At 73.6% G+C, this 18,625-nt stretch carries 17 protein-coding genes and 1 riboswitch; of the genes, 6 read left to right on the top strand and 11 right to left on the bottom strand.

Annotated features, from left to right (window positions below; genetic code table 11):
- Positions 1-118: 118 nt before the first annotated feature.
- Positions 119-1,702, bottom strand: a complete 1,584-nt coding sequence (locus tag AB0F18_RS32445; protein ID WP_362067132.1) for an RNA polymerase sigma factor — start codon at positions 1,700-1,702, stop codon at positions 119-121.
- 205 nt (positions 1,703-1,907) lie between these two features.
- Positions 1,908-2,669: a methyltransferase domain-containing protein gene (locus AB0F18_RS32450; protein ID WP_362067134.1), complete on the bottom strand. Its 762-nt coding sequence runs from the start codon at positions 2,667-2,669 to the stop codon at positions 1,908-1,910.
- A gap of 70 nt (positions 2,670-2,739) precedes the next feature.
- Positions 2,740-2,839: riboswitch (ZMP/ZTP riboswitch) on the top strand.
- 60 nt (positions 2,840-2,899) lie between these two features.
- Between AB0F18_RS32450 and AB0F18_RS32455 the strand changes: the two genes are divergently transcribed.
- Positions 2,900-3,745 (top strand): bifunctional 5,10-methylenetetrahydrofolate dehydrogenase/5,10-methenyltetrahydrofolate cyclohydrolase, encoded by an 846-nt coding sequence (locus AB0F18_RS32455; RefSeq protein WP_362067161.1) that lies wholly within the window; start codon positions 2,900-2,902, stop codon positions 3,743-3,745.
- 209 nt (positions 3,746-3,954) lie between these two features.
- Positions 3,955-4,386, top strand: a complete 432-nt coding sequence (locus tag AB0F18_RS32460) for a hypothetical protein (protein ID WP_362067136.1) — start codon at positions 3,955-3,957, stop codon at positions 4,384-4,386.
- A gap of 13 nt (positions 4,387-4,399) precedes the next feature.
- On the opposite strand, the gene AB0F18_RS32465 is transcribed toward AB0F18_RS32460, so the two are convergent.
- Positions 4,400-5,203 (bottom strand): helix-turn-helix transcriptional regulator, encoded by an 804-nt coding sequence (locus AB0F18_RS32465; RefSeq protein WP_362067137.1) that lies wholly within the window; start codon positions 5,201-5,203, stop codon positions 4,400-4,402.
- Between the two features lie 201 nt (positions 5,204-5,404).
- Here AB0F18_RS32465 and AB0F18_RS32470 point away from each other — a divergent pair, with 201 nt between their 5' ends.
- Entirely contained in the window at positions 5,405-5,710 is a 306-nt protein-coding gene (locus tag AB0F18_RS32470; RefSeq protein WP_362067139.1) for a 4a-hydroxytetrahydrobiopterin dehydratase, read from the top strand.
- 12 nt (positions 5,711-5,722) lie between these two features.
- Here the strand turns inward: AB0F18_RS32470 and AB0F18_RS32475 are convergent, their stop codons facing one another.
- From AB0F18_RS32475 to AB0F18_RS32505, 7 genes are all read right to left on the bottom strand, one after another.
- Positions 5,723-6,130: an RICIN domain-containing protein gene (locus AB0F18_RS32475; RefSeq protein ID WP_362067163.1), complete on the bottom strand. Its 408-nt coding sequence runs from the start codon at positions 6,128-6,130 to the stop codon at positions 5,723-5,725.
- 97 nt (positions 6,131-6,227) lie between these two features.
- Positions 6,228-7,070 carry an aldo/keto reductase gene (locus AB0F18_RS32480; RefSeq protein ID WP_362067141.1) on the bottom strand — a complete coding sequence of 281 codons (843 nt, stop codon included), beginning with the start codon at positions 7,068-7,070 and terminating at the stop codon, positions 6,228-6,230.
- 133 nt (positions 7,071-7,203) lie between these two features.
- On the bottom strand, positions 7,204-7,977 hold the full coding sequence (locus AB0F18_RS32485; protein ID WP_362067143.1) for an ABC transporter ATP-binding protein: 774 nt from the start codon (positions 7,975-7,977) through the stop codon (positions 7,204-7,206).
- A 34-nt stretch (positions 7,978-8,011) separates the two neighbouring features.
- The gene (locus AB0F18_RS32490) at positions 8,012-10,711 is read right to left on the bottom strand and encodes an ATP-binding cassette domain-containing protein (protein WP_362067145.1); all 2,700 of its coding nucleotides are present in this window, start codon (positions 10,709-10,711) and stop codon (positions 8,012-8,014) included.
- 10 nt (positions 10,712-10,721) lie between these two features.
- Positions 10,722-11,987, bottom strand: a complete 1,266-nt coding sequence (locus AB0F18_RS32495) for an ABC transporter substrate-binding protein (protein WP_362067147.1) — start codon at positions 11,985-11,987, stop codon at positions 10,722-10,724.
- 100 nt (positions 11,988-12,087) lie between these two features.
- A complete protein-coding gene (locus AB0F18_RS32500) occupies positions 12,088-13,911 on the bottom strand; it encodes an AMP-binding protein (RefSeq protein WP_362067149.1) in 1,824 nt (607 codons plus the stop codon).
- A gap of 177 nt (positions 13,912-14,088) precedes the next feature.
- Positions 14,089-14,940: a LysR substrate-binding domain-containing protein gene (locus AB0F18_RS32505; RefSeq protein WP_362067151.1), complete on the bottom strand. Its 852-nt coding sequence runs from the start codon at positions 14,938-14,940 to the stop codon at positions 14,089-14,091.
- Between the two features lie 146 nt (positions 14,941-15,086).
- Between AB0F18_RS32505 and AB0F18_RS32510 the strand changes: the two genes are divergently transcribed.
- Both AB0F18_RS32510 and AB0F18_RS32515 read left to right on the top strand, forming a co-directional pair.
- Positions 15,087-16,139 carry a bile acid:sodium symporter family protein gene (locus tag AB0F18_RS32510; protein ID WP_362067153.1) on the top strand — a complete coding sequence of 351 codons (1,053 nt, stop codon included), beginning with the start codon at positions 15,087-15,089 and terminating at the stop codon, positions 16,137-16,139.
- 9 nt (positions 16,140-16,148) lie between these two features.
- Entirely contained in the window at positions 16,149-16,574 is a 426-nt protein-coding gene (locus AB0F18_RS32515; RefSeq protein ID WP_362067155.1) for a (2Fe-2S) ferredoxin domain-containing protein, read from the top strand.
- 7 nt (positions 16,575-16,581) lie between these two features.
- Here AB0F18_RS32515 and fdhD read toward each other — a convergent pair whose 3' ends face one another.
- Complete coding sequence (gene fdhD / locus AB0F18_RS32520) at positions 16,582-17,430, bottom strand: formate dehydrogenase accessory sulfurtransferase FdhD (protein ID WP_362067157.1); 849 nt, start codon at positions 17,428-17,430, stop codon at positions 16,582-16,584.
- Positions 17,431-17,647: 217 nt separating this feature from the next.
- Between fdhD and AB0F18_RS32525 the strand changes: the two genes are divergently transcribed.
- Positions 17,648-18,589, top strand: coding sequence for a beta-ketoacyl-ACP synthase III (locus AB0F18_RS32525; RefSeq protein WP_362067159.1), 942 nt, complete (start codon positions 17,648-17,650; stop codon positions 18,587-18,589).
- Positions 18,590-18,625 lie beyond the last annotated feature (36 nt).

Raw genomic sequence — 18,625 nt, forward strand, 5'->3', positions numbered from 1 at the left:
TCCGTCTTTCTTTGGTGGTGTTTTGTTTTCTTGTTTTGTGCTATTCGATTCTCCGCTCCCACGCCGGGGGCCCGCCCCGCCGGGGGGGGGGCCTCCGCTTTGGTGTGTTCCCCGGGGATCAGTCCAGGTAGTCGCGCAGCACCTGCGAACGCGACGGGTGGCGCAGCTTCGACATGGTCTTGGACTCGATCTGGCGGATGCGCTCACGGGTCACCCCGTACACGCGGCCGATCTCGTCCAGGGTCTTCGGCTGGCCGTCGTTGAGGCCGTAGCGCATGGAGACCACGCCCGCCTCGCGCTCGGAGAGCGTGCCCAGGATCGACTGGAGCTGCTCCTGGAGGAAGGTGAAGGACACCGCGTCCGCGGGCACGACCGCCTCGGAGTCCTCGATGAGGTCACCGAACTCGCTGTCGCCCTCCTCACCCAGGGGGGTGTGCAGGGAGATCGGCTCACGGCCGTACTTCTGGACCTCGATGACCTTCTCCGGGGTCATGTCGAGCTCCTTGCCCAGCTCCTCCGGGGTGGGCTCGCGGCCCAGGTCCTGGAGCATCTGGCGCTGCACGCGGGCGAGCTTGTTGATGATCTCGACCATGTGCACGGGGATGCGGATGGTGCGCGACTGGTCGGCCATGGCACGCGTGATCGCCTGCCGGATCCACCAGGTCGCGTACGTGGAGAACTTGAAGCCCTTGGTGTAGTCGAACTTCTCCACGGCGCGGATCAGGCCGACGTTGCCCTCCTGGATCAGGTCCAGGAAGAGCATGCCGCGGCCCGTGTAGCGCTTGGCCAGGGAGACCACGAGACGGAGGTTGGCCTCCAGCAGGTGGTTCTTGGCGCGGCGGCCGTCCTCGACGAGGATCTCCAGCTCGCGCTTGAACGCGGGCTTGTGGTCCTCCTCCTCTTCGAGCTTGTACTCGGAGAAGAGACCCGCCTCGATGCGCTTGGCGAGCTCGACCTCCTGCTCGGCGTTGAGCAGCGGCACCTTTCCGATGAGCTTGAGGTAGTCCTTGACCGGGTCGGCGGTGGCACCGGCCACCATGACGGTCTGCGCCGGGGCGTCGTCCTCGTCCTCGTCGGACAGGACGAAGCCCTGGCCGCCGGCCTTGGGGGTCTCTTCCTCGGTTTCGTCGGCGAGGTCCTCGACGGCCCAGTCCTCGCCCTCGACGACCGGGTTCTCGGCGTCGTCGGCGTCCTTGGCGGTCGTCTTCTTCGCGGCGGTCTTCTTGGTGGCCGTGGCCTTCTTCGCGGCGGTCTTCTTGACCGTGCGCTTCTTGGGCTCGGCGGCGGCCTCGGCCGACACCTCGCCCGCGGCGGCGGCCGACGGAGCGGATATCGCCGCGGCGGTGGCCGGGGCTGCGGTGGCGACCGACGTCTTGCGCGCGCCGATGGGGCGCGGCGCGGCGGCCGCCTTCTTCGTCACGGTGCGGGCCGGGGCGGCGGCTGCCTTGCGGGGCTTCTTGGCAGCAGCCTTGGTGGCGGGGGCGGCGCTGACGTGGAGGGCGACACCCTCCTCGTCCAGGACCTGGTTCAGGCTGCGCAGGACCCGCTTCCACTGGTCCACCGGGATGCGGCCGGCCTCGAAGGCCTGGCGCACATCGTCACCGTTGATGTGACCCTGCTCGCGGCCGCGCTCGACGAGCGCGACGAGGGCCTCCGATTCGGCGATCTCCGGAGGGAACGTACGGGACGGGCTGAGCGACACAAGGAGCCTCTCGTTGCGAACAGATAAGGGTGGGCGGGAATCATCACGCGGACTCGGGAAACAGTCCCGAGGGGGGCTGTATTCCGGGGCCGCGCGAGGACACCTGTCGGTTCATCGCCTGCCCGAGTCGATTCGTTACGCGCTGAATTGAGTGACCTGCGCCACGCTGTGGCCGGGCAACCGATTCCGCGCGCCCGCCCTCCCCTCAGTCCGGCTTGCGGGCCTCGATGAGGAACCGGGCGGTGTGCGCCGTGAACGGACCCTCGCGCTCGATCCGTTCGTGGAGCTCGCGCAGCCGGTCACGGTACTGCCCGACCGTGAAGCCGGGCACCATCCAGATCACCTTCCTCAGGAAGTAGATCACGGCTCCGATGTCGTGGAACTCAGTACGGAGCCGCTCGGAGCGCAGGTCGACCACCTCCAGGCCCGCCTTCCGCGCGTCGGCGACCGCGTCGTCGGGGTGCCGGGAGCGGCGGACCTCCTCGGGCTGCGGGCCGAGGAAGTACTCGACGAGCTCGAAGACGCTCGCCGGGCCGACCTGCTGCGAGAGGTAGGTCCCGCCCGGCGTCAGCACGCGGGCGATCTCCTCCCACCAGATGGTCACCGGGTGCCGGCTGGCGACCAGCTCGAAGGCCTCGTCGCCGAAGGGCAGCGGCGGCTCGTCCGTGTCCGCGACCACCACGGCGCCCAGCGGGTGCAGCAGCCGGGTCGCCCTCTGGACGTTCGGCGGCCAGGACTCCGTGGCGGCCGTCAGGCGCGGCAGCGGGCCCGCCCCGGCCAGGACCTCGCCCCCGCCCGTCTGGATGTCCAGGGCGGACCGGACCCGGGACAGGCGCTCGGCCAGCAGCTTCTGGTACCCCCAGGAGGGCCGCTGCTCGGTGGCCCGGCCGTCCAGCCAGGAGAAGTCCCAGCCGTCCACGGAGACGGACTCCGCCTCGGCGACGAGGTGGTCGAAAGTGCGCGTCATGTCTCGATCGTCCCAGGCCTGGCGCCGGTCATCCACCGGATAATCCACCCGGACGGGTCGACTAGAGTGGGGTGCGGGCCGTGACTGGCGTTCGGGTGGATCACCACCGGGGAGCGGCCCGGCGTACGCACCTCCCTGTACGCCGTCTGCCGCGCGCCTGGGCGAACCGCGATCCGCAGCGACGTTCAGGAGACCCCGTGACGACTGCCCCCTCCGCCACCGCCCAGCTCATGGACGGCACCGCCCTCGCCCGCCGCATCTCGGAGCAGACCGCGGCCCTCGCGGCGAAGATCACCGAGCGCACCGGCACCGCCCCCTGCCTGGCCACCGTCCTGGTCGGCGAGGACCCGGCGTCCGTCACCTACGTACGCATGAAGCAGAACCGCTGCGCCAAGGCGGGGATCACCTCCCGCCACGTGGCCCTGCCGGCCGGGACCACCACCGAGGAGCTCGTCGCCACGATCACGGCCCTCTCCGAGGACCCCGAGATCAGCGGCATCCTGCTCCAGCACCCGGTCCCGCACCACATCGACGAGCGGGCCGCCTTCGAGGCCATCGCCCCCGGCAAGGACGTCGACGGGGTCACCATGCACTCCTTCGCCGCCATGGGCTTCGGCCTGCCCGGCTTCGTCTCCTGCACCCCCGGCGGCATCATGCGCCTGCTCGCCGAGTACGACGTGGACCTCACCGGCAAGCACGCCGTCGTGGTCGGCCGCAGCGCGATCCTGGGCAAGCCCGCCGGGATGCTGCTGCTGGAGCAGAACGCCACCGTCACCTACTGCCACTCCCGCACCAAGGACCTGTCCTCGATCGTCCGCCAGGCCGACGTCCTGGTCGCCGCCGTCGGCAAGGCCGAGTTCATCCGCGGCGAGGACATCAAGCCGGGCGCGGTCGTCCTGGACGCCGGCTACAACGAGGGCAACGTCGGCGACGTCCACTTCGAGTCGGCCGCCGCCCGCGCCTCCCTGATCACCCCGGTGCCCGGCGGCGTGGGCCCGATGACCATCGCGGTCCTGCTGGAGCAGACCGTGCGGGCGGCCGCGGCCCAGGCCGGCCTGGACCTCGCGGAGCTCTGAGCCCTTCCCCTCCCCGTCACGACGAAGCGCCCCGGACCCTCGGTCCGGGGCGCTCGTCGTGACGGCGGGTACCCGTCATGACCCCGGAGGTAATCGACCCGGCCCGGCCACGGCGGCACAGTGGGGTCATCGGGTCCCGGGGCCGCGCACTCGGCCCCGGAACCCGGACCCACCGGTACCCCCCCGACCTCGATGGAGGCTGATCCGCCATGTCCGCGACCCTGCTCGCCGGCTTCGCCCGCACCACCGTCCCGCAGACCGCGCTGCGCCGCTTCCTCGCCCTCGACGCCGTGGTCACCACCGGGAACGGCCTCGCCTACGCCGCCTTCTCCGGGCCGCTGGGCCGCCTCCTCGGCGTCGGCCAGACCACCCTGTTCGAGCTCGGCCTCTTCCTGACCGCCTTCGGCGCCGGCGTCGGCTGGCTGGCCTCCCGCCGCCGCCCGCCGGTGTTCCCGGTGCGCTTCGTCATCGAGGCCAACTACGTCTGGGCGGCCCTCAGCCTGCTCTCCCTCGCCGTCTGGTTCTCGCCCACCACCGCCGGGGCGGTGTGGATCCCGGCGCAGGCCCTCACCGTCGCCTCCTTCGCCCTCTTCCAGCAGCTCGCCCTGCGCGCGACGGCCGGGGCCGACGCGGCCCGCTGAGGGCACGGGCGCCTCACCCCAGGGTGCGCAGGTACTTCACCGTCGCCGGGTCCGCCGGCAGGAAGGTCTCGATGGCCAGCTCGGCGACGGTCACGTCCATCGGCGTGTTGAAGGTGGAGATGGACGACACGAACGACAGCAGCCGCCCCTCGTGCTCGATCCGCAGGGGCAGCGCGATGTACGGGACGGGCTCGTCCGGCTCGGCGTCGCCGGGCCGCTCCGCCACCGGGTACGCCGCCACCTCCTCGTACAGGGCGCGCAGCGGCGCCGAGCGGGCCAGCGCGATCTGCCGCTCCATCTGGGCCAGCAGGTGACCGCGCCACTCCCGCAGGTTGTGGATCCGCGGAGCGAGGCCCTCCGGGTGCAGGGTGAGCCGCATGGCGTTCAGCGGCGGGGCCAGCAGGTGCTCCGGGATCCCGTCCAGCAGCATCGCGATGCCCCGGTTGGCCGCGACCACCGTGTACGTCCCGTCCACGACCAGCGCCGGGTACGGCTCGTAGCCGGTCAGCAGCCGCTCCAGCCCCTCGCGCAGGGCGCCCATCGACGGGTCGTCGAGCGGGGTGTGCGCGTACCGGGGCGCGTAACCGGCCGCCAGCAGCAGCGCGTTGCGCTCCCGCACCGGCACGTCGAGGTGCTCGGCGAGCCGCAGCACCATCTCCTCGCTGGGCCGCGAGCGGCCCGTCTCGATGAAACTGATGTGCCGCGAGGAGGAGTCGGCGCGCCCCGCCAGCTCCAGCTGGCTGATCCCGCGCCGCTCCCGCCAGGCGCGCAGCAGGGGGCCCGCGGAGGTGCCGTCCGCCAAGGTCGAGGTCGTCATGACCACGACGTTAACCGAGGAACACCGGCCCGGCAGGCCCCGTTCCGCAGGCCGGGACGCCGACGCCCCGGGCGGCGGGACGAGCACGCCGGAGCGCGCGGAAGCACCCGCGCACACCGGCGCGGGAAGGGTTCACTCCGGCGCCTTCCGTGGAAAACTGACTGCACATCACGGACGAGGACGAGCACGAGGAGGCTGCGGATGCCGAGCGAACCGCTGTCGCAGAAGGAGATCGAGGACCGGCTCCGGGAACTCCCCGGCTGGGCCTTCGAGGACGACCGGATCCAGCGCACCTACCGCGTGGCCACGCACCGCGCCGCCAGCGCGCTCGTGGCCCACATCTCCGTGGTACAGGACGAGTTGAACCACCACTCCGATCTCACCCTCGGCTACAACACCGTCCGCCTCGTGGTGAACAGCCACGACGCCGGCGGCCGCGTCACCGAGAACGACTTCGCCCTGGCGGAACGCGTCGAGGCCCTCGCCCCCGCCCACGGCGCGAACTGACCCCGGCCGGGGTCAGGCCGGCTCCAGCCGCCACCACTGCGACGGGGAGTCGGCGTCCTCGCCCTGCCGGGCCCGGCCCTCGCCGTCGGCCTCCAGTAGCAGACCGCTGATGCACGCCACCAGGGAGACCACGCCCGGATCCTCCAGGTGCTCCTCGACGATCCACTCCTGCGCGCCGAAGGCGTTGGCCCGCCACACCTGCACCCGCGCCCCGCTTTCCGTCGACGCGTTCGCGACGTCCAGGCGCCGGCCGTTGTCCTCGCTCACCACGTGGAAGACCCCGGCGCCGCTGTGCGTCGGCGTCAGCCGCCAGCGGCGGGCCGCCACCGGCGCGGGCGGCCCGTCGGGTCCCACCCGCACCCGGGAGGCGCCCTCCAGCTGGAGCACCAGCCCGCTGCCGGCGTTGCGGATCAGGTACACGCCCTCACGCGGACCGTGCGGGCCGCGGGCGTCATGAGCGCCGGAAGCGCCCGAGGAGGCGCCGGAACCGGCGGAGCGCGGAGTGTTCACGACCGCTTCAGACGTCGAAGACGGCCGGGTCCGGACCGATACGGCGCCCGTCCGCGCCCAGCGCGTCCAGCGCCGCGAGGTCCTCGGCGTCCAGCTCGAACCCGAACACGTCCAGGTTCTCCCGGATCCGCGACGGGGTCACCGACTTCGGGATCACGATGTTGCCCAGCTGGAGGTGCCAGCGCAGCACCACCTGCGCGGCGCTGCGCCCGTGCCGGGCGGCCACCGCGGCGACCGCCGGGAGCTCCAGCAGCTCCTTGCCCTGGCCCAGCGGCGACCAGGCCTCGGTCGCGATGCCGAGCGAGGCGTGCAGCGCGCGGAGCTCGGCCTGCGGGAACAGCGGGTGCAGTTCGATCTGGTTCACCGCCGGGACCAGCGCGCTCTCGGCCCCCAGCCGCTCCAGGTCCGCCGGGCGGAAGTTCGACACGCCGACCGCGCGGGCCCGCCCGCTCGCCGCGATCTCCTCGAAGGTCTTCCAGATGGTCAGGAAGTCGTCGCGCATCGGGCGCGGCCAGTGGATCAGGTACAGGTCGACGTGGTCCAGGCCCAGCTTGCCGAGCGAGTCGTCGAAGGCGCGCAGCACCGCGTCCCGGTCCCAGCGCCGGTCCGGTCCGTTCCACAGCTTGGTGGTGACGAACAGCTCCTCGCGGGGCAGCCCGGAGGCGGCCACCGCCCGGCCGGTACCCCGCTCGTTGCCGTAGACGGCCGCGGTGTCGACGCTGCGGTAGCCGGCCTCCAGCGCGCTCCCGACGACCCGCTCCGCCTCGGCGTCGGGCACCTGCCAGACGCCGAAGCCGAGCTGGGGCATGAGCGTGCCGTTGTTGAGCTTGATGTTCGGGACCTGGTTCACGTTGGGTGTTCCTCGGGGTCGGGCCGGTCGGTGCGGGGTGCGTGGTGCGCGGTGGCGCACGAGGGGCCACAACCGGCCTCCCGTGCGCCCTATTCCCGCCCTCCGGCGCCGCGGGGAGAACCACCCGGACGGCTCACCGTCCCGTCCCCAGGTACGCCTCCCGGACGCGCGGGTCCGCCCGTACCCCGGCGGGGGTGCCCTCGGCGAGGACGGTGCCCAGGTCCAGGACGACGACCCGTGCGCACACCTCCATCACGAAGGCCACGTCGTGCTCGACCAGCAGCACCGCGCAGCCCTCCTCCCGGGCCAGGCGCCGCACCACCCGCGCGAGCAGCTCCCGTTCGGCCCCCGACAGCCCGGAGGCGGGCTCGTCCAGCAGCAGCACCCTCGGCCCGTCGGCCACCGCGCGGGCCAGCTCCGCCATCCGGGCCAGGCCCACGGGCAGCCCGCCCGCGGACGAGGCCCCCAGCTCCCCGAGCCCGCAGTCGGCCAGCACCCGGGCGGCCCGCTCCCGGCGGACCCGCTCCCGCGCCCGCCGGGCCGGGAGGGCCAGCAGGTCGGCGGCCGGCCCGCCCCCGCCGCCCCGCCACTCCTGCGCGACCAGCACGTTGTCGGCGACGCTGAGCTGCCCGAACAGCTGCCGGCGCTGGAAGGTCCGGCGCATCCCGTGCCGGGCCCGCCAGACGGGGGAGCGGCGGGTGACGTCCGCCCCGTCGAGGAGCAGCCGGCCCCGGTCGGGCCGCCGGATCCCGGAGACCACGTCGAACAGGGTGGTCTTCCCGGCCCCGTTCGGCCCGATCAGCCCGCACACCTCCCCGGCGCGGACCCCGAGGTCCACCCCGTCCAGGGCCCGCACCCCGCCGAAGCGCACCCCGACGCCGCGCGCCTCCACCACGTACCCGCTCATCGCCGCCTCCTCGTCCGTGGCCCCGGGCCCCGCGTCACGTCCCCATCCCCAGGTAGGCCTCGGCGAGGCGGTCCGCCTCCACCTCGGCGCGGGGGCCGCACCAGGAGACCCGGCCCCGGGTCAGGAAGGCCACCGTGTCGGCGATCGCGAGGACCTCGGCGGCCTTCTCCTCCACCAGCAGCAGGGCGGTCCCGGCCGCGCGGAGCTCGCCGAGGAGCGCGTACACCTCGTCGACAACGCGCGGCGCGAGGCCCAGCGAGGGCTCGTCCGCGATCAGCACCCGGGGCGGGCGCCGGAGCAGCGGGGCGAGGGCGAGCATCTGCTGCTCCCCGCCGGAGAGGGAGCCGGCGGTGACGCGCCGGCGCTCCCGGAGCCGGGGGAAGCGGTCGTAGACGGCGTCGCGGTCGGCGGGGCCGGGGAGGCGCACCGCCAGGTTCTCCTCGATGGTGAGCGAGGGGAAGATCCCCTTGCCCTCGGGGGCGAGCAGCACCCCGCCGCGCGAGCGGCGCACGGCCCCGTCCCCGGTGACGTCCCGCCCGTCCACGCGGACCGCCCCGCCGGTGACGGGCAGCAGCCCGGCCGCGACCCGGCAGGCGGTGGTCTTCCCGGCCCCGTTGGGCCCGAGCACGGCCAGGATCTCCCCTTCCCGCACGAGGAGATCGACCCCGCGCAGCACGCTCCCGCCGTCGTACCCGGCGCTCACCCCGCGCAGCTGAAGCAACACCCGCCCCGCGGGGCGTGCGGGCGCACCGGGCGCGCGGCCCCCGCTTTCGGGAAGGGGCGGGGTGGGGGACGACCCCGCAGGGCCCTGCGGCGCCACGGCCCGCCCCCGCCAACGCCGCCACCGCACCGCGACCCCCGCGCAATACCCGTCGGGGTCATGGGCCAGGGCCAGCCCCGCCAGCCCGAACAGGACCACCGGCAGATGGGAGGAGGCCGTCACGTGATCGGCCAGCACCCGCGGGGCCACCGCGAAGACCACCCCCGCCACCACCGCGTACGGCGCCCGCCGGACCCCCGCCGCCACGACCACCGCCAGCCACACCAGCCCCGTCATCGCGGTGAAGTCCGTGGCCGTGATCCGGGTGTTGTACGAGGCGTACAGCACGCCCCCGAACCCCGCCAGCCCCGCCGACAGCGTGAACAGCAGCAGCTTCGTCCGCAGCACCGACACCCCGGAGGCCATCGCCGCCGCCGGCGCCGACCGCACCGCCAGCATCGCCCGCCCCGTCGGGGAGTTCCGCAGGGCGCCCAGCCCCGCCGCGACCAGCGCGACCACGACCACCAGGGCCACCCCCAGCGCCCGGTCGTCGGACAGGTCCACCGGCCCGATCACGGGCCTCGGCACCGCCCACCCCGCGTCCCCGCCCCGCAGCCACCGCATCTGGAACAGCACCTGGTCGGCGAGGAACGCCAGCGCGAGCGTGGCCAGCGCCAGCGAACGCCCGCCGAGGCGCAGCGCGGGCAGCGCCACCAGCGCCCCCAGTGCGGCCGCCACGCACGTGCCCACGGCGAGCGCCGCCGCGAACGGCCAGCCCCGGCTCATCAGCAGCCCCGCCACCAGCGCCGCCCCGGTGACGAAGGTGGCCTGCGCCAGCGAGACCATGGCGCCCAGCCCGGTCACCACGGTGAAGGACATGAACACCAGGCCCACGGCCAGCCCCTGGGCCAGCAGCCCGCTCCAGAACGGGGTGGTGACGGTGTAGAAGGCCGCGCACAGCAGCCCGCCGCCCACCGCCCACGCCCCCCACCGCCGCCCCCACGGGGCCCCGGCGAGCGGGTCGGGCGGCGGCGGGTCCTCGGCGGCCGCGACCCCGGCCGTGCGCGCCCGCCGGGTCAGCACCAGCAGCCCCGCGAACAGGATCAGGAACGGCACGGCCGTACGGAACCCGGTCAGCCCCTCGGCGAAGGACGCGTACCCGGCCACCAGGTTCTGCACCACCCCGAGCCCCAGCCCGCCCGCGAAGGCCAGCGGCACGGAGGCGAACCGTCCGAGCACCGCCGCCGTCGCCGACACGAACAGGAACAGGGTGAAGTCGTGTGCCGACAGCCCCAGCAGCGGGGTCGCCAGCACCCCCGCGAGCCCCGCCAGGGCGGAGGCCAGCATCCACGCCGTCGACGACAGCCGGCCGGCGTCGATCCCGCGCAGCTCCGCCAGCGAGCGGTCGTCGACGGCGGCCCGCAGCCGCAGCCCCAGCCGGGTGTGCCGCAGCAGCACCCACAGGGCCGCCGCCACCACCGCCGTCACGGCCCAGGTGATCAGCTGGTCGGAGTCCACGCCCACGCCGTCCGCGAGCCGCCAGGACCGGGCCGGGCTCGGCCCGACCCCCGGCAGCCCGAACTGGTTCTCGGCGGGCAGCACCCCGGCCCCGGCGTCCGCCAGCAGTTCCACCACCCACAGCCCGGCCGCGGGCAGGGCCACCAGCAGCCCGATGGTCGCCACGATCTGGGCGGTCTCCCCGACCCGCGCGAGCCGGCGGAACATCAGCCGGTCCAGCCCCCAGCCCAGCCCGGGCGCCAGCACGCACACCACGAGGAGCGCCGCCCAGGCCGCCGGCCAGCCCAGCCCCGAGTGCAGCTCGTAGTAGGCGAGCGCGGCGAGGTAGGCGGTGGCGCCGTGCGCGAAGTTGAACAGTCCGGACGCCGAGTACGACAGCACCAGCCCGGTGGCCAGCAGCGCGTACAGGGCGCCGGAGACCAGGCCGCTCAGCACGAAGGCCAGCAGATCGCCCATGGCGCCGCGCCTACGTGAAGGGGACGGGCTCGTGGCAGGCGAAGGGCACGGCCACCTCGTACTTCCCGTCCTTCAGCCGGACCAGCGCACCGCAGCCGAAGCTGTCCTTCTGCCCCTTGGGCTCGGCCCGGTCGCCGACGAGGGTTCCGGTGTCGGAGAAGGACTGCGCGGCGTTCTGGAAGTGAGTGAGGGTGAGGTCCCTGCCCGCCTTCTGGGCGATGGAGACGAAGAGGTCCGCCGACATGTACCCGGTGAGCATGTGCATGCTCAGCGGGACGTCCTGTCCGCCCGACGCCGCCTTGATGTCGGCCTTGAACCGGTCCATCTGCGGGCTCGACGTCTCGAAGGGCTCGAACTGGAGCAGGACGTACACCCCGTCGAGGGCCTGCCGGGCCGCGTCCTTGGTGAGCAGCCCCGGGTCGTAGTCGGTGGGGTCGGAGAGCAGGCCCCGGTAGCCGGCCCGCTTGAGCGCGGTGAACAGCCCGATGTTGTTGGGCGTCTGCATCACCGAGACGACCGCGTCGGGTGCCTGGCCGCCGTCGCCGCCGAGGATCTCCTTCACGTACGCCGACCAGTCGCTGGGCACGGCGGCCGCGGGGACGGAGGCCTTGGCGTACGCGACCTTGAACCCGGCGGCGGCGAAGCCCTGCTGGAAGGTGCGGATGCCGAACTTCCCGGCGTCGCTGTCGTTGGCGACGATCGCCACGGTCTTGCCCTGCGCCCCGCCGAGGACCTTGGCGATGCCCTCGGGCCAGGTCTGGTTGATCGTGCCGCCGGGGGAGGGGACCAGGCAGCCGTTGAACCCGTAGATGTACTGGGGGCCGCAGAAGGACGGGAGGGTGCCCCAGCCGAAGGTGGGCACCTTCTCCTGCTCCAGGAAGTCGGCGCCGGAGAAGGTCACCGAGCTCATCGGGGCGACGGCGAACACCTTGTCCTGCTGGACCAGTTTGCGGGCGGCTGCCAGGTTCTTGCCCGGGTCCTGGCCGTCGTCCTCCGCTCCGATGTAGTCGATCATCCGGCCCTGGATCCCGCCCTCGGCGTTGGCCCTCAGGTAGCGGGCGCGGGCCCCGAGGTCGGTGTCCTTCTTGCTGTAGCCGCCGGCGCTGGTCATCGAGACGATCCCGCCGACCTTGACGGAGGTGTCGCTCACCCCGCGCGTGAGGCCCGCGCCGCTCCCCGGTGAGCCGGGGCGGGACTCCCGGGCGGCGGAGTTGCACGCGGAGACGAGCGCGAGCGCGGCCGCTGCGGCGGCCAGGATGCGGACGGTTCGCGACATGTGGGATCCCCTCCGGTCGGAATCCCCGCATTCTGTGCGTGACCTGACGCACCGTCAATATCGCTGACGGAGAGAAATGACGGCCCGTCAGTTTCCTTGTTCAGGAGGGGTAGAGTTCCGCGATCTCCCCGGCGTACGCCTTCTCGATCGCCCGCCGCTTCAGCTTCAGCGAGGGCGTCAGCAGCCCCCGCTCCTCCGTGAACTGCCCGGACAGCACCCGGAAGGCGCGGATCCCCTCGGCCTGCGACACCAGGGTGTTCGCGGCCACCACCGCCCGCCGCACCTCCGCCGTCAGCGCCGGATCGCCCACCAGCTGCTCCGCCGGACGCTGCGCGAGCCCCCGCATCGACAGCCAGTGCGCTATCCCCTCCATGTCCAGGGTCACCAGCGCCGCGATGAACGGCCGGTCGTTGCCCACCAGGACGCACTGGGACACCAGCGGATGCGAACGCACCCGCTCCTCCAGCGCCGCCGGCGCCACGCTCTTGCCGTTCGAGGTCACCAGGACCTCCTTCTTCCGCCCGGTGATCGTCAGGTACCCGTCCCCGTCCAGCCGCCCCAGGTCCCCGGTCGCCAGCCAGCCTTCGCGCAGCACCTCCCGCGTGGCCCGCGGATCGCCCAGGTAGCCGGAGAAGACGTGCCGGCCGTACAGCCACACCTCCCCGTCCTCGGCGATGTGCACCGTCCCGCCCGGGATCGGCGGCCCCACCGTCCCGTACTTCACCGCCCCCGGAGGGTTCGCGGTGGCCGCCGCACAGGACTCCGTCAGCCCGTAGCCCTCGAACACCGTGATCCCGGCGCCGTCGAAGAACAGCCCCAGCCGCCGCGACATCGCCGACCCGCCCGACATCGCGTGCCGCACCCGCCCGCCCAGGGCCTCGCGGACCTTGCCGTACACCAGCTTCTCGAAGAGCTGGTGCTCCATCCGCAGCGCCGCCGATGGCCCCGGCCCCGTCCCGAACGCCTTCTGCTCCCGCGCCTCCGCGTACCGCACGGCCGTCTCCACCGCCCGGTCGAAGGGCCCCGTACGCCCCTCCGCCTCCGCCGCACGCCGCGCCGCCGCGAACACCTTCTCGAAGACGTACGGGACCCCCAGCACGAACGTCGGCCGGAACGAGGCCAGATCCGGCAGCAGCTCCGAGGCGGTCACCGCAGGCTGGTGCCCGAGCTTGACCCGCGCCCGGACGGCCGCCACCTCCACCATCCGCCCGAACACGTGCGCCAGCGGCAGGAACAGCAGGGTGGACGGCTGCTCGCCCGGCCCGGCCTGGAAGACCGACTCCCAGCGCGCGGCCATCGTGTCGGCCTCGAACATGAAGTTCGCGTGGGTGAGCACACAGCCCTTGGGACGGCCCGTGGTCCCCGAGGTGTAGATGACCGTGGCGACGGCGTCGGGGGTCACGGCCCGCCGGTGCCGGTGCACCACGTCCTCGTCCACCCCCCGCCCCGCCGCCACCAGTTCCGCCACCGCCCCCGCGTCCAGCTGCCACAGCAGCCGCAGCTCCGGCAGCCCCTCGATCACCGAGCCGACCGTCATCGCCTGGTCCTCGTTCTCCACCACGCACCCGGTGCAGGAGGAGTCGTACAGGATCCAGTGCACCTGCTCCGCCGAGGACGTCGGGTAGACCGGCACGGGCTGGGCGCCGATCGCCCACAGCGCGAAGTCGAACAGCGTCCACTCGTAGCGGGTGCGCGCCATCACCGCGACCCGGTCCCCGAAACGCACCCCCTGCGCCAGCAGCCCCCTCGCGAGCGCCAGCACCTCCTCGGCCAGCTCCGCCGAGGTCACGTCCCGCCAGACCCCCGCCGTCTTGCGCGCGAGCACCACCCGGTGCGGGTCCTGCCCGGCATGCTCGAAGACGACGTCGGCCAGGCCGCCGACCGGCGAGTCGCTGACCACGGGTGGCACGGTGAACTCGCGCAACGTTCGCCTCCTTGGGTCCCGGGCGCCGAGACGCTACCCCACCGCCCCCGGTGCCCGGCACCCCTGGGGAAACCTCCACAAGATCCCCTCGCCCGGCACCCCCGGCCACCTGCGCACTCCTCCACGCGGAGCCCGAACGGACGGCGGTGAGCGTCACGACCGGTCCCGGCCGCCGTCCTATGCCGGCCGGCTCAGCCGGTCGCCGCCCGCCAGGACGGCGGCCGCCAGGGCCTCGGAGGCCGGCGTCGGGCGGCGTCCCTGGAGCAGGGCGAACTCCACCGGCCCCAGCTCCGGCAGCCCGCCCACCCGCACCAGCCCCGGCGGGATCAGGCCCCGGGTGTGCGCCATCACCCCGAGCCCGGCACGGGCCGCCGCGACCAGACCGCTCAGGCTGCCGCTCGTACAGGCGATCCGCCAGGCCCGCCCGTCCCGCTCCAGCACCTCCAGCGCCCGCGCCCGGGTGATCCCCGGCGGCGGGAACACGATCAGCGGCACCGGCCGCTCCGGGTCCAGCCGCAGGCCCTCCGCCCCGATCCACACCATCCGGTCCCGCCACACCAGCCGGCCCCGCTCGTCCCCGGGCCCGCGCCGCTTGGCCAGCACCAGGTCCAGCCGCCCCTCGTCCAGCCGTTCGTGCAGGATGCCCGACAGCTCGACCGACAGCTCCAGATCCACCTCGGGGTGCTCGTGCCGGAACCCCTCCAGGATCTCCGGCAGCCGGGTCAGCACGAAGTCCTCCGACGCCCCGAACCGCAGCCGCCCGCGCAGCCGGGTCCCGGCGAAGAAGGCCGCCGCCCGCTCGTGCGCCTCCAGGATCGTGTGCGCGAAGCCCAGCAGGGCCTCACCGTCCTCCGTCAGCGCCACGCTGTGCGTGTCCCGCGCGAAGAGGGGCCGGCCGGTGGCCTCCTCCAGCCGGCGCACGTGCTGGCTGACCGTGGACTGCCGCACCCCCAGCCGCCCCGCGGCCTGGGTGAAGCTGAGCGTCTGGGCCACGGTGAGGAAGGTGCGCAGCTGAACCGGGTCGTACACGCCTCCAGGGTAAGACCCGGTCATCGCAAACCCCGATGGCAGTCAGTGCGGTGAGCGGGTTTCCCGATGACCGCCGACCGGCGACGATGGAAGCCGCCCTTCCGCCACGAGGGCCCCCCATCCGACAGCAAGCGAGCACCCCTTCCATGCGACGCCCCCGCCTCCCCGCCCGGCTCCCCCTGGACCCCTACGTCCTGGCGCTCCTCGCCACCGTGGGCCTCGCCGCGCTGCTCCCCGCCCGCGGCACGGCCGCCACCGTCACCGACGGCGCGCAGACCGCCGCGGTGGCCCTGCTCTTCTTCCTCTACGGAGCCCGGCTCTCCACCCGCGAGGCTCTGGACGGTCTGCGCCACTGGCGCCTCCACCTCACCGTGCTGGCCTGCACCTTCCTGCTCTTCCCCGCCCTCGGCCTGGCCGCCCGCGCCCTCGTCCCCACCCTCCTGACGCAGCCCCTCTACAACGGCCTGCTCTTCCTCTGCCTGGTCCCCTCGACCATCCAGTCGTCCATCGCCTTCACCTCGATCGCCCGGGGCAACGTCCCCGCCGCGATCTGCGCCGGCTCCTTCTCCAGCCTCGCCGGCATCGTCCTCACCCCGCTGCTCGCCGGAGCCCTGCTCGGCGGCGGCACCGGCGGCTTCTCCCCGGACTCCCTCCTCAAGATCGTCGTTCAGCTGCTGCTGCCCTTCCTCCTCGGCCAGTCCCTGCGCCGCTGGGTCGGCGGCTTCCTCACCCGCCACAAGAAGCTCCTCGGCTACGTCGACCGGGGCTCGATCCTGCTCGTCGTGTACGCCGCCTTCGGCGCGGGCGTCGCCTCCGGGGTCTGGCACCGGGTCAGCCTTCCGCGCCTGGGCGTCCTGATGGTGGTGGAAGCCGTGCTCCTGGCCGTCATGCTGCTCGTCACCTGGTACGGGGCCGCCCGCCTCGGCTTCGGCCGCGCGGACCGGATCGCGATCCAGTTCGCCGGGTCGAAGAAGAGCCTGGCCGCCGGACTCCCCATGGCCAGCGTCCTGTTCGGGGCGCAGGCCTCCCTCGCCGTGCTCCCGCTGATGCTCTTCCACCAGATGCAGCTGATGGTCTGCGCCGCCCTGGCCCGCCGCCGCGCCCGCGACCCCCAGGACCCGGACGGCGCCCAACTCCCCGGCGACCGTGTGGCGGAGGTCTCCCCCCTGCCCCAACACCCCGCTCCGCACGGCCGGTAACGTGCGTCGGTGACCTGGATACGCCCGCTCGCCGCCCATGCCCCGCGCCCCTGCACCCTCGTGGTCTGCCGGGGCTGCTGCTGCGGGGACCCCCGCAAGAACCCCGGCACCGACCACGACGGCCAGCTCGCCCGGCTCCGGGAAGCCGCCGAGGCCTCGGAGGGCCGGCTGGCCGTGCGCACCAGCGACTGCCTCGGGCCCTGCGCGCAGGCCAACGTCATCGTGGTCCAGCCCACCACCGAGGCCCGCCGCCGGGGCGCCCGCGCCGTCTGGTTCGGCTGGGCCCTGGACGACACCGCGACGGACGAGATCATCGCCTGGGCCGAGTCCGGCGGCCCGGGCGCCACCCCGCTCCCGGCCACCCTCGACCTGCACCGCATCGACCCCCCGGAGCCGAAGCCGGCCGCCACGCCGCGCCGGGGCAGGCGCCGCTAGGCCGTCCTCAGGAGACGCCCTCGGGGGCGGGCAGGAGGATCCGCTCCTCACCCGCGTAGATGTTCATGTCGGCCCCCCGCAGGAAGCCCACCAGCGTCAGCCCCGACTCCAGGGCCAGGTCCACCGCCAGCGAGGACGGCGCCGACACCGCCGCCAGCACAGGGATCCCGGCCATCACCGCCTTCTGCGCCAGCTCGAAGGAGGCCCGCCCCGACACCAGCAGCACCGCCCCGGCCAGCGGCAGCAGCCCCGCCTGGAGCGCCCGTCCGACGATCTTGTCCACGGCGTTGTGCCGCCCCACGTCCTCCCGTAGGTCGAGCAGCTCGCCCTCCGCCGAGAACAGCCCGGCGGCGTGCAGCCCGCCCGTGCGGTCGAAGACCTTCTGCGCCGCCCGCAGCCGGTCCGGCAGCACGGAGAGCAGGCCGGCGGGAATCCGTACCGGATCCGCGGCGAGCCCCGGGAAACGGGTCGCCGTGCGGACCGCGTCCAGACTGGCCTTGCCGCACAGACCGCAGGAGGAGGTCGTGTAGACGTTCCGCTCCAGCGTGATGTCCGGAACGGGCACCCCGGCGGCCAGCTGCACGTTGACCACGTTGTAGGTGTTGGAGCCGTCCTCCGTGGCCCCCTCGCAGTAGGTCACGGCCTGGACGTCCGACGCCCGCGCGATCACGCCCTCGCTGACGAGGAAGCCCACCGCCAGCGCGAAATCGTCACCGGGGGTGCGCATCGTGATGGCCAGCGGCCTGCCGTTCAGCCGTATCTCCAGCGGCTCCTCCGCGACCAGGGTGTCGGGCCGGACCCCGGCCGCCCCGCCCCGGACCCGTACGACGCGGCGCCGTTCGGTCACCCGTCCCATCGCGATCAGCCCGCCTGTCCGTCCTCGTCGTGCACCTGACGAGGACATTCTCCCGGATTCGCCGGGGATCCGGCCCGGGCCCCGTCCCCGGGCTGGATGATGCTGGGAATTCTCCAAATTCCCATGGCCTAATCCTGTTGGGTTACACGCAGACGTACCAGCCAGTAGCAGGAGAAGGTGAATGATCCTGACTGCCGTACAAAGGGGGATCCCGCCCATGACCGGTTCACGCGTGGTGGCGCTTGGGCACTACCAGCCCGCGAAGGTGCTCACCAACGAGGACCTCGCGGCCATGGTCGAGACGAGCGACGAGTGGATCCTCTCCCGGGTCGGCATCAGGACCCGCCACATCGCCGGTCCCGAGGAGCCCGTCGACGAGCTGGCCTACCAGGCCGCCGCCAAGGCCCTCGCCAACGCCGGCCTGATCCCCGACGACATCGACCTGATCCTGGTGGCCACCTCCACCGCCATCGACCGTTCCCCCAACATGGCCGCACGCGTCGCCGCCAAGCTGGGCATGAACAGCGCGCCGGCCGTCATGGACATCAACGTCGTCTGCTCCGGCTTCACGCACGCCCTGGCCACCGCCGACCACGCCATCCGGGCCGGCGCCGCCACCCGCGCCCTGGTCATCGGCTCCGACAAGATGGCCGAGATCACCGACTGGACCGACCGCACCACCTGCGTACTGACCGGCGACGGCGCCGGCGCGGCCGTCGTCGAGGCCTGCACCGAGGCCGCCATCGGCCCGGTGCTGTGGGGCTCCGTCCCGGAGATGGGCCACGTCGTGCGCATCGAGGGCACGCCCCCCGTCTTCGCGCAGGAGGGCCAGTCCGTCTACCGCTGGACCACCAGCCGCCTCCCGGCCCTCGCCCGCAAGGCCTGCGAGAAGGCCGGGATCACCCCCGAGGAGCTCGCCGGGGTCGTCCTGCACCAGGCCAACCTGCGGATCATCGAGCCCCTCGCCGCCAAGATCGGCGCCGTGAACGCCGTCGTCGCCCGGGACGTCGTCGACTCCGGCAACACCTCGGCGGCCAGCATCCCGATGGCCCTCTCCAAGCTGGTCGAGCGCGGCGAGATCCCCTCCGGCGGCCCGGTCCTCCTCTTCGGCTTCGGCGGCAACCTCTCGTACGCCGGCCAGGTCATCCGCTGCCCCTAGCGGGACCCCCGCCCCCGTCGCCCGCCCCGCACCGGG

It is taken from the genome of Streptomyces sp. NPDC029216 (genome assembly GCF_040648015.1).
GTDB lineage: Bacteria > Actinomycetota > Actinomycetes > Streptomycetales > Streptomycetaceae > Streptomyces.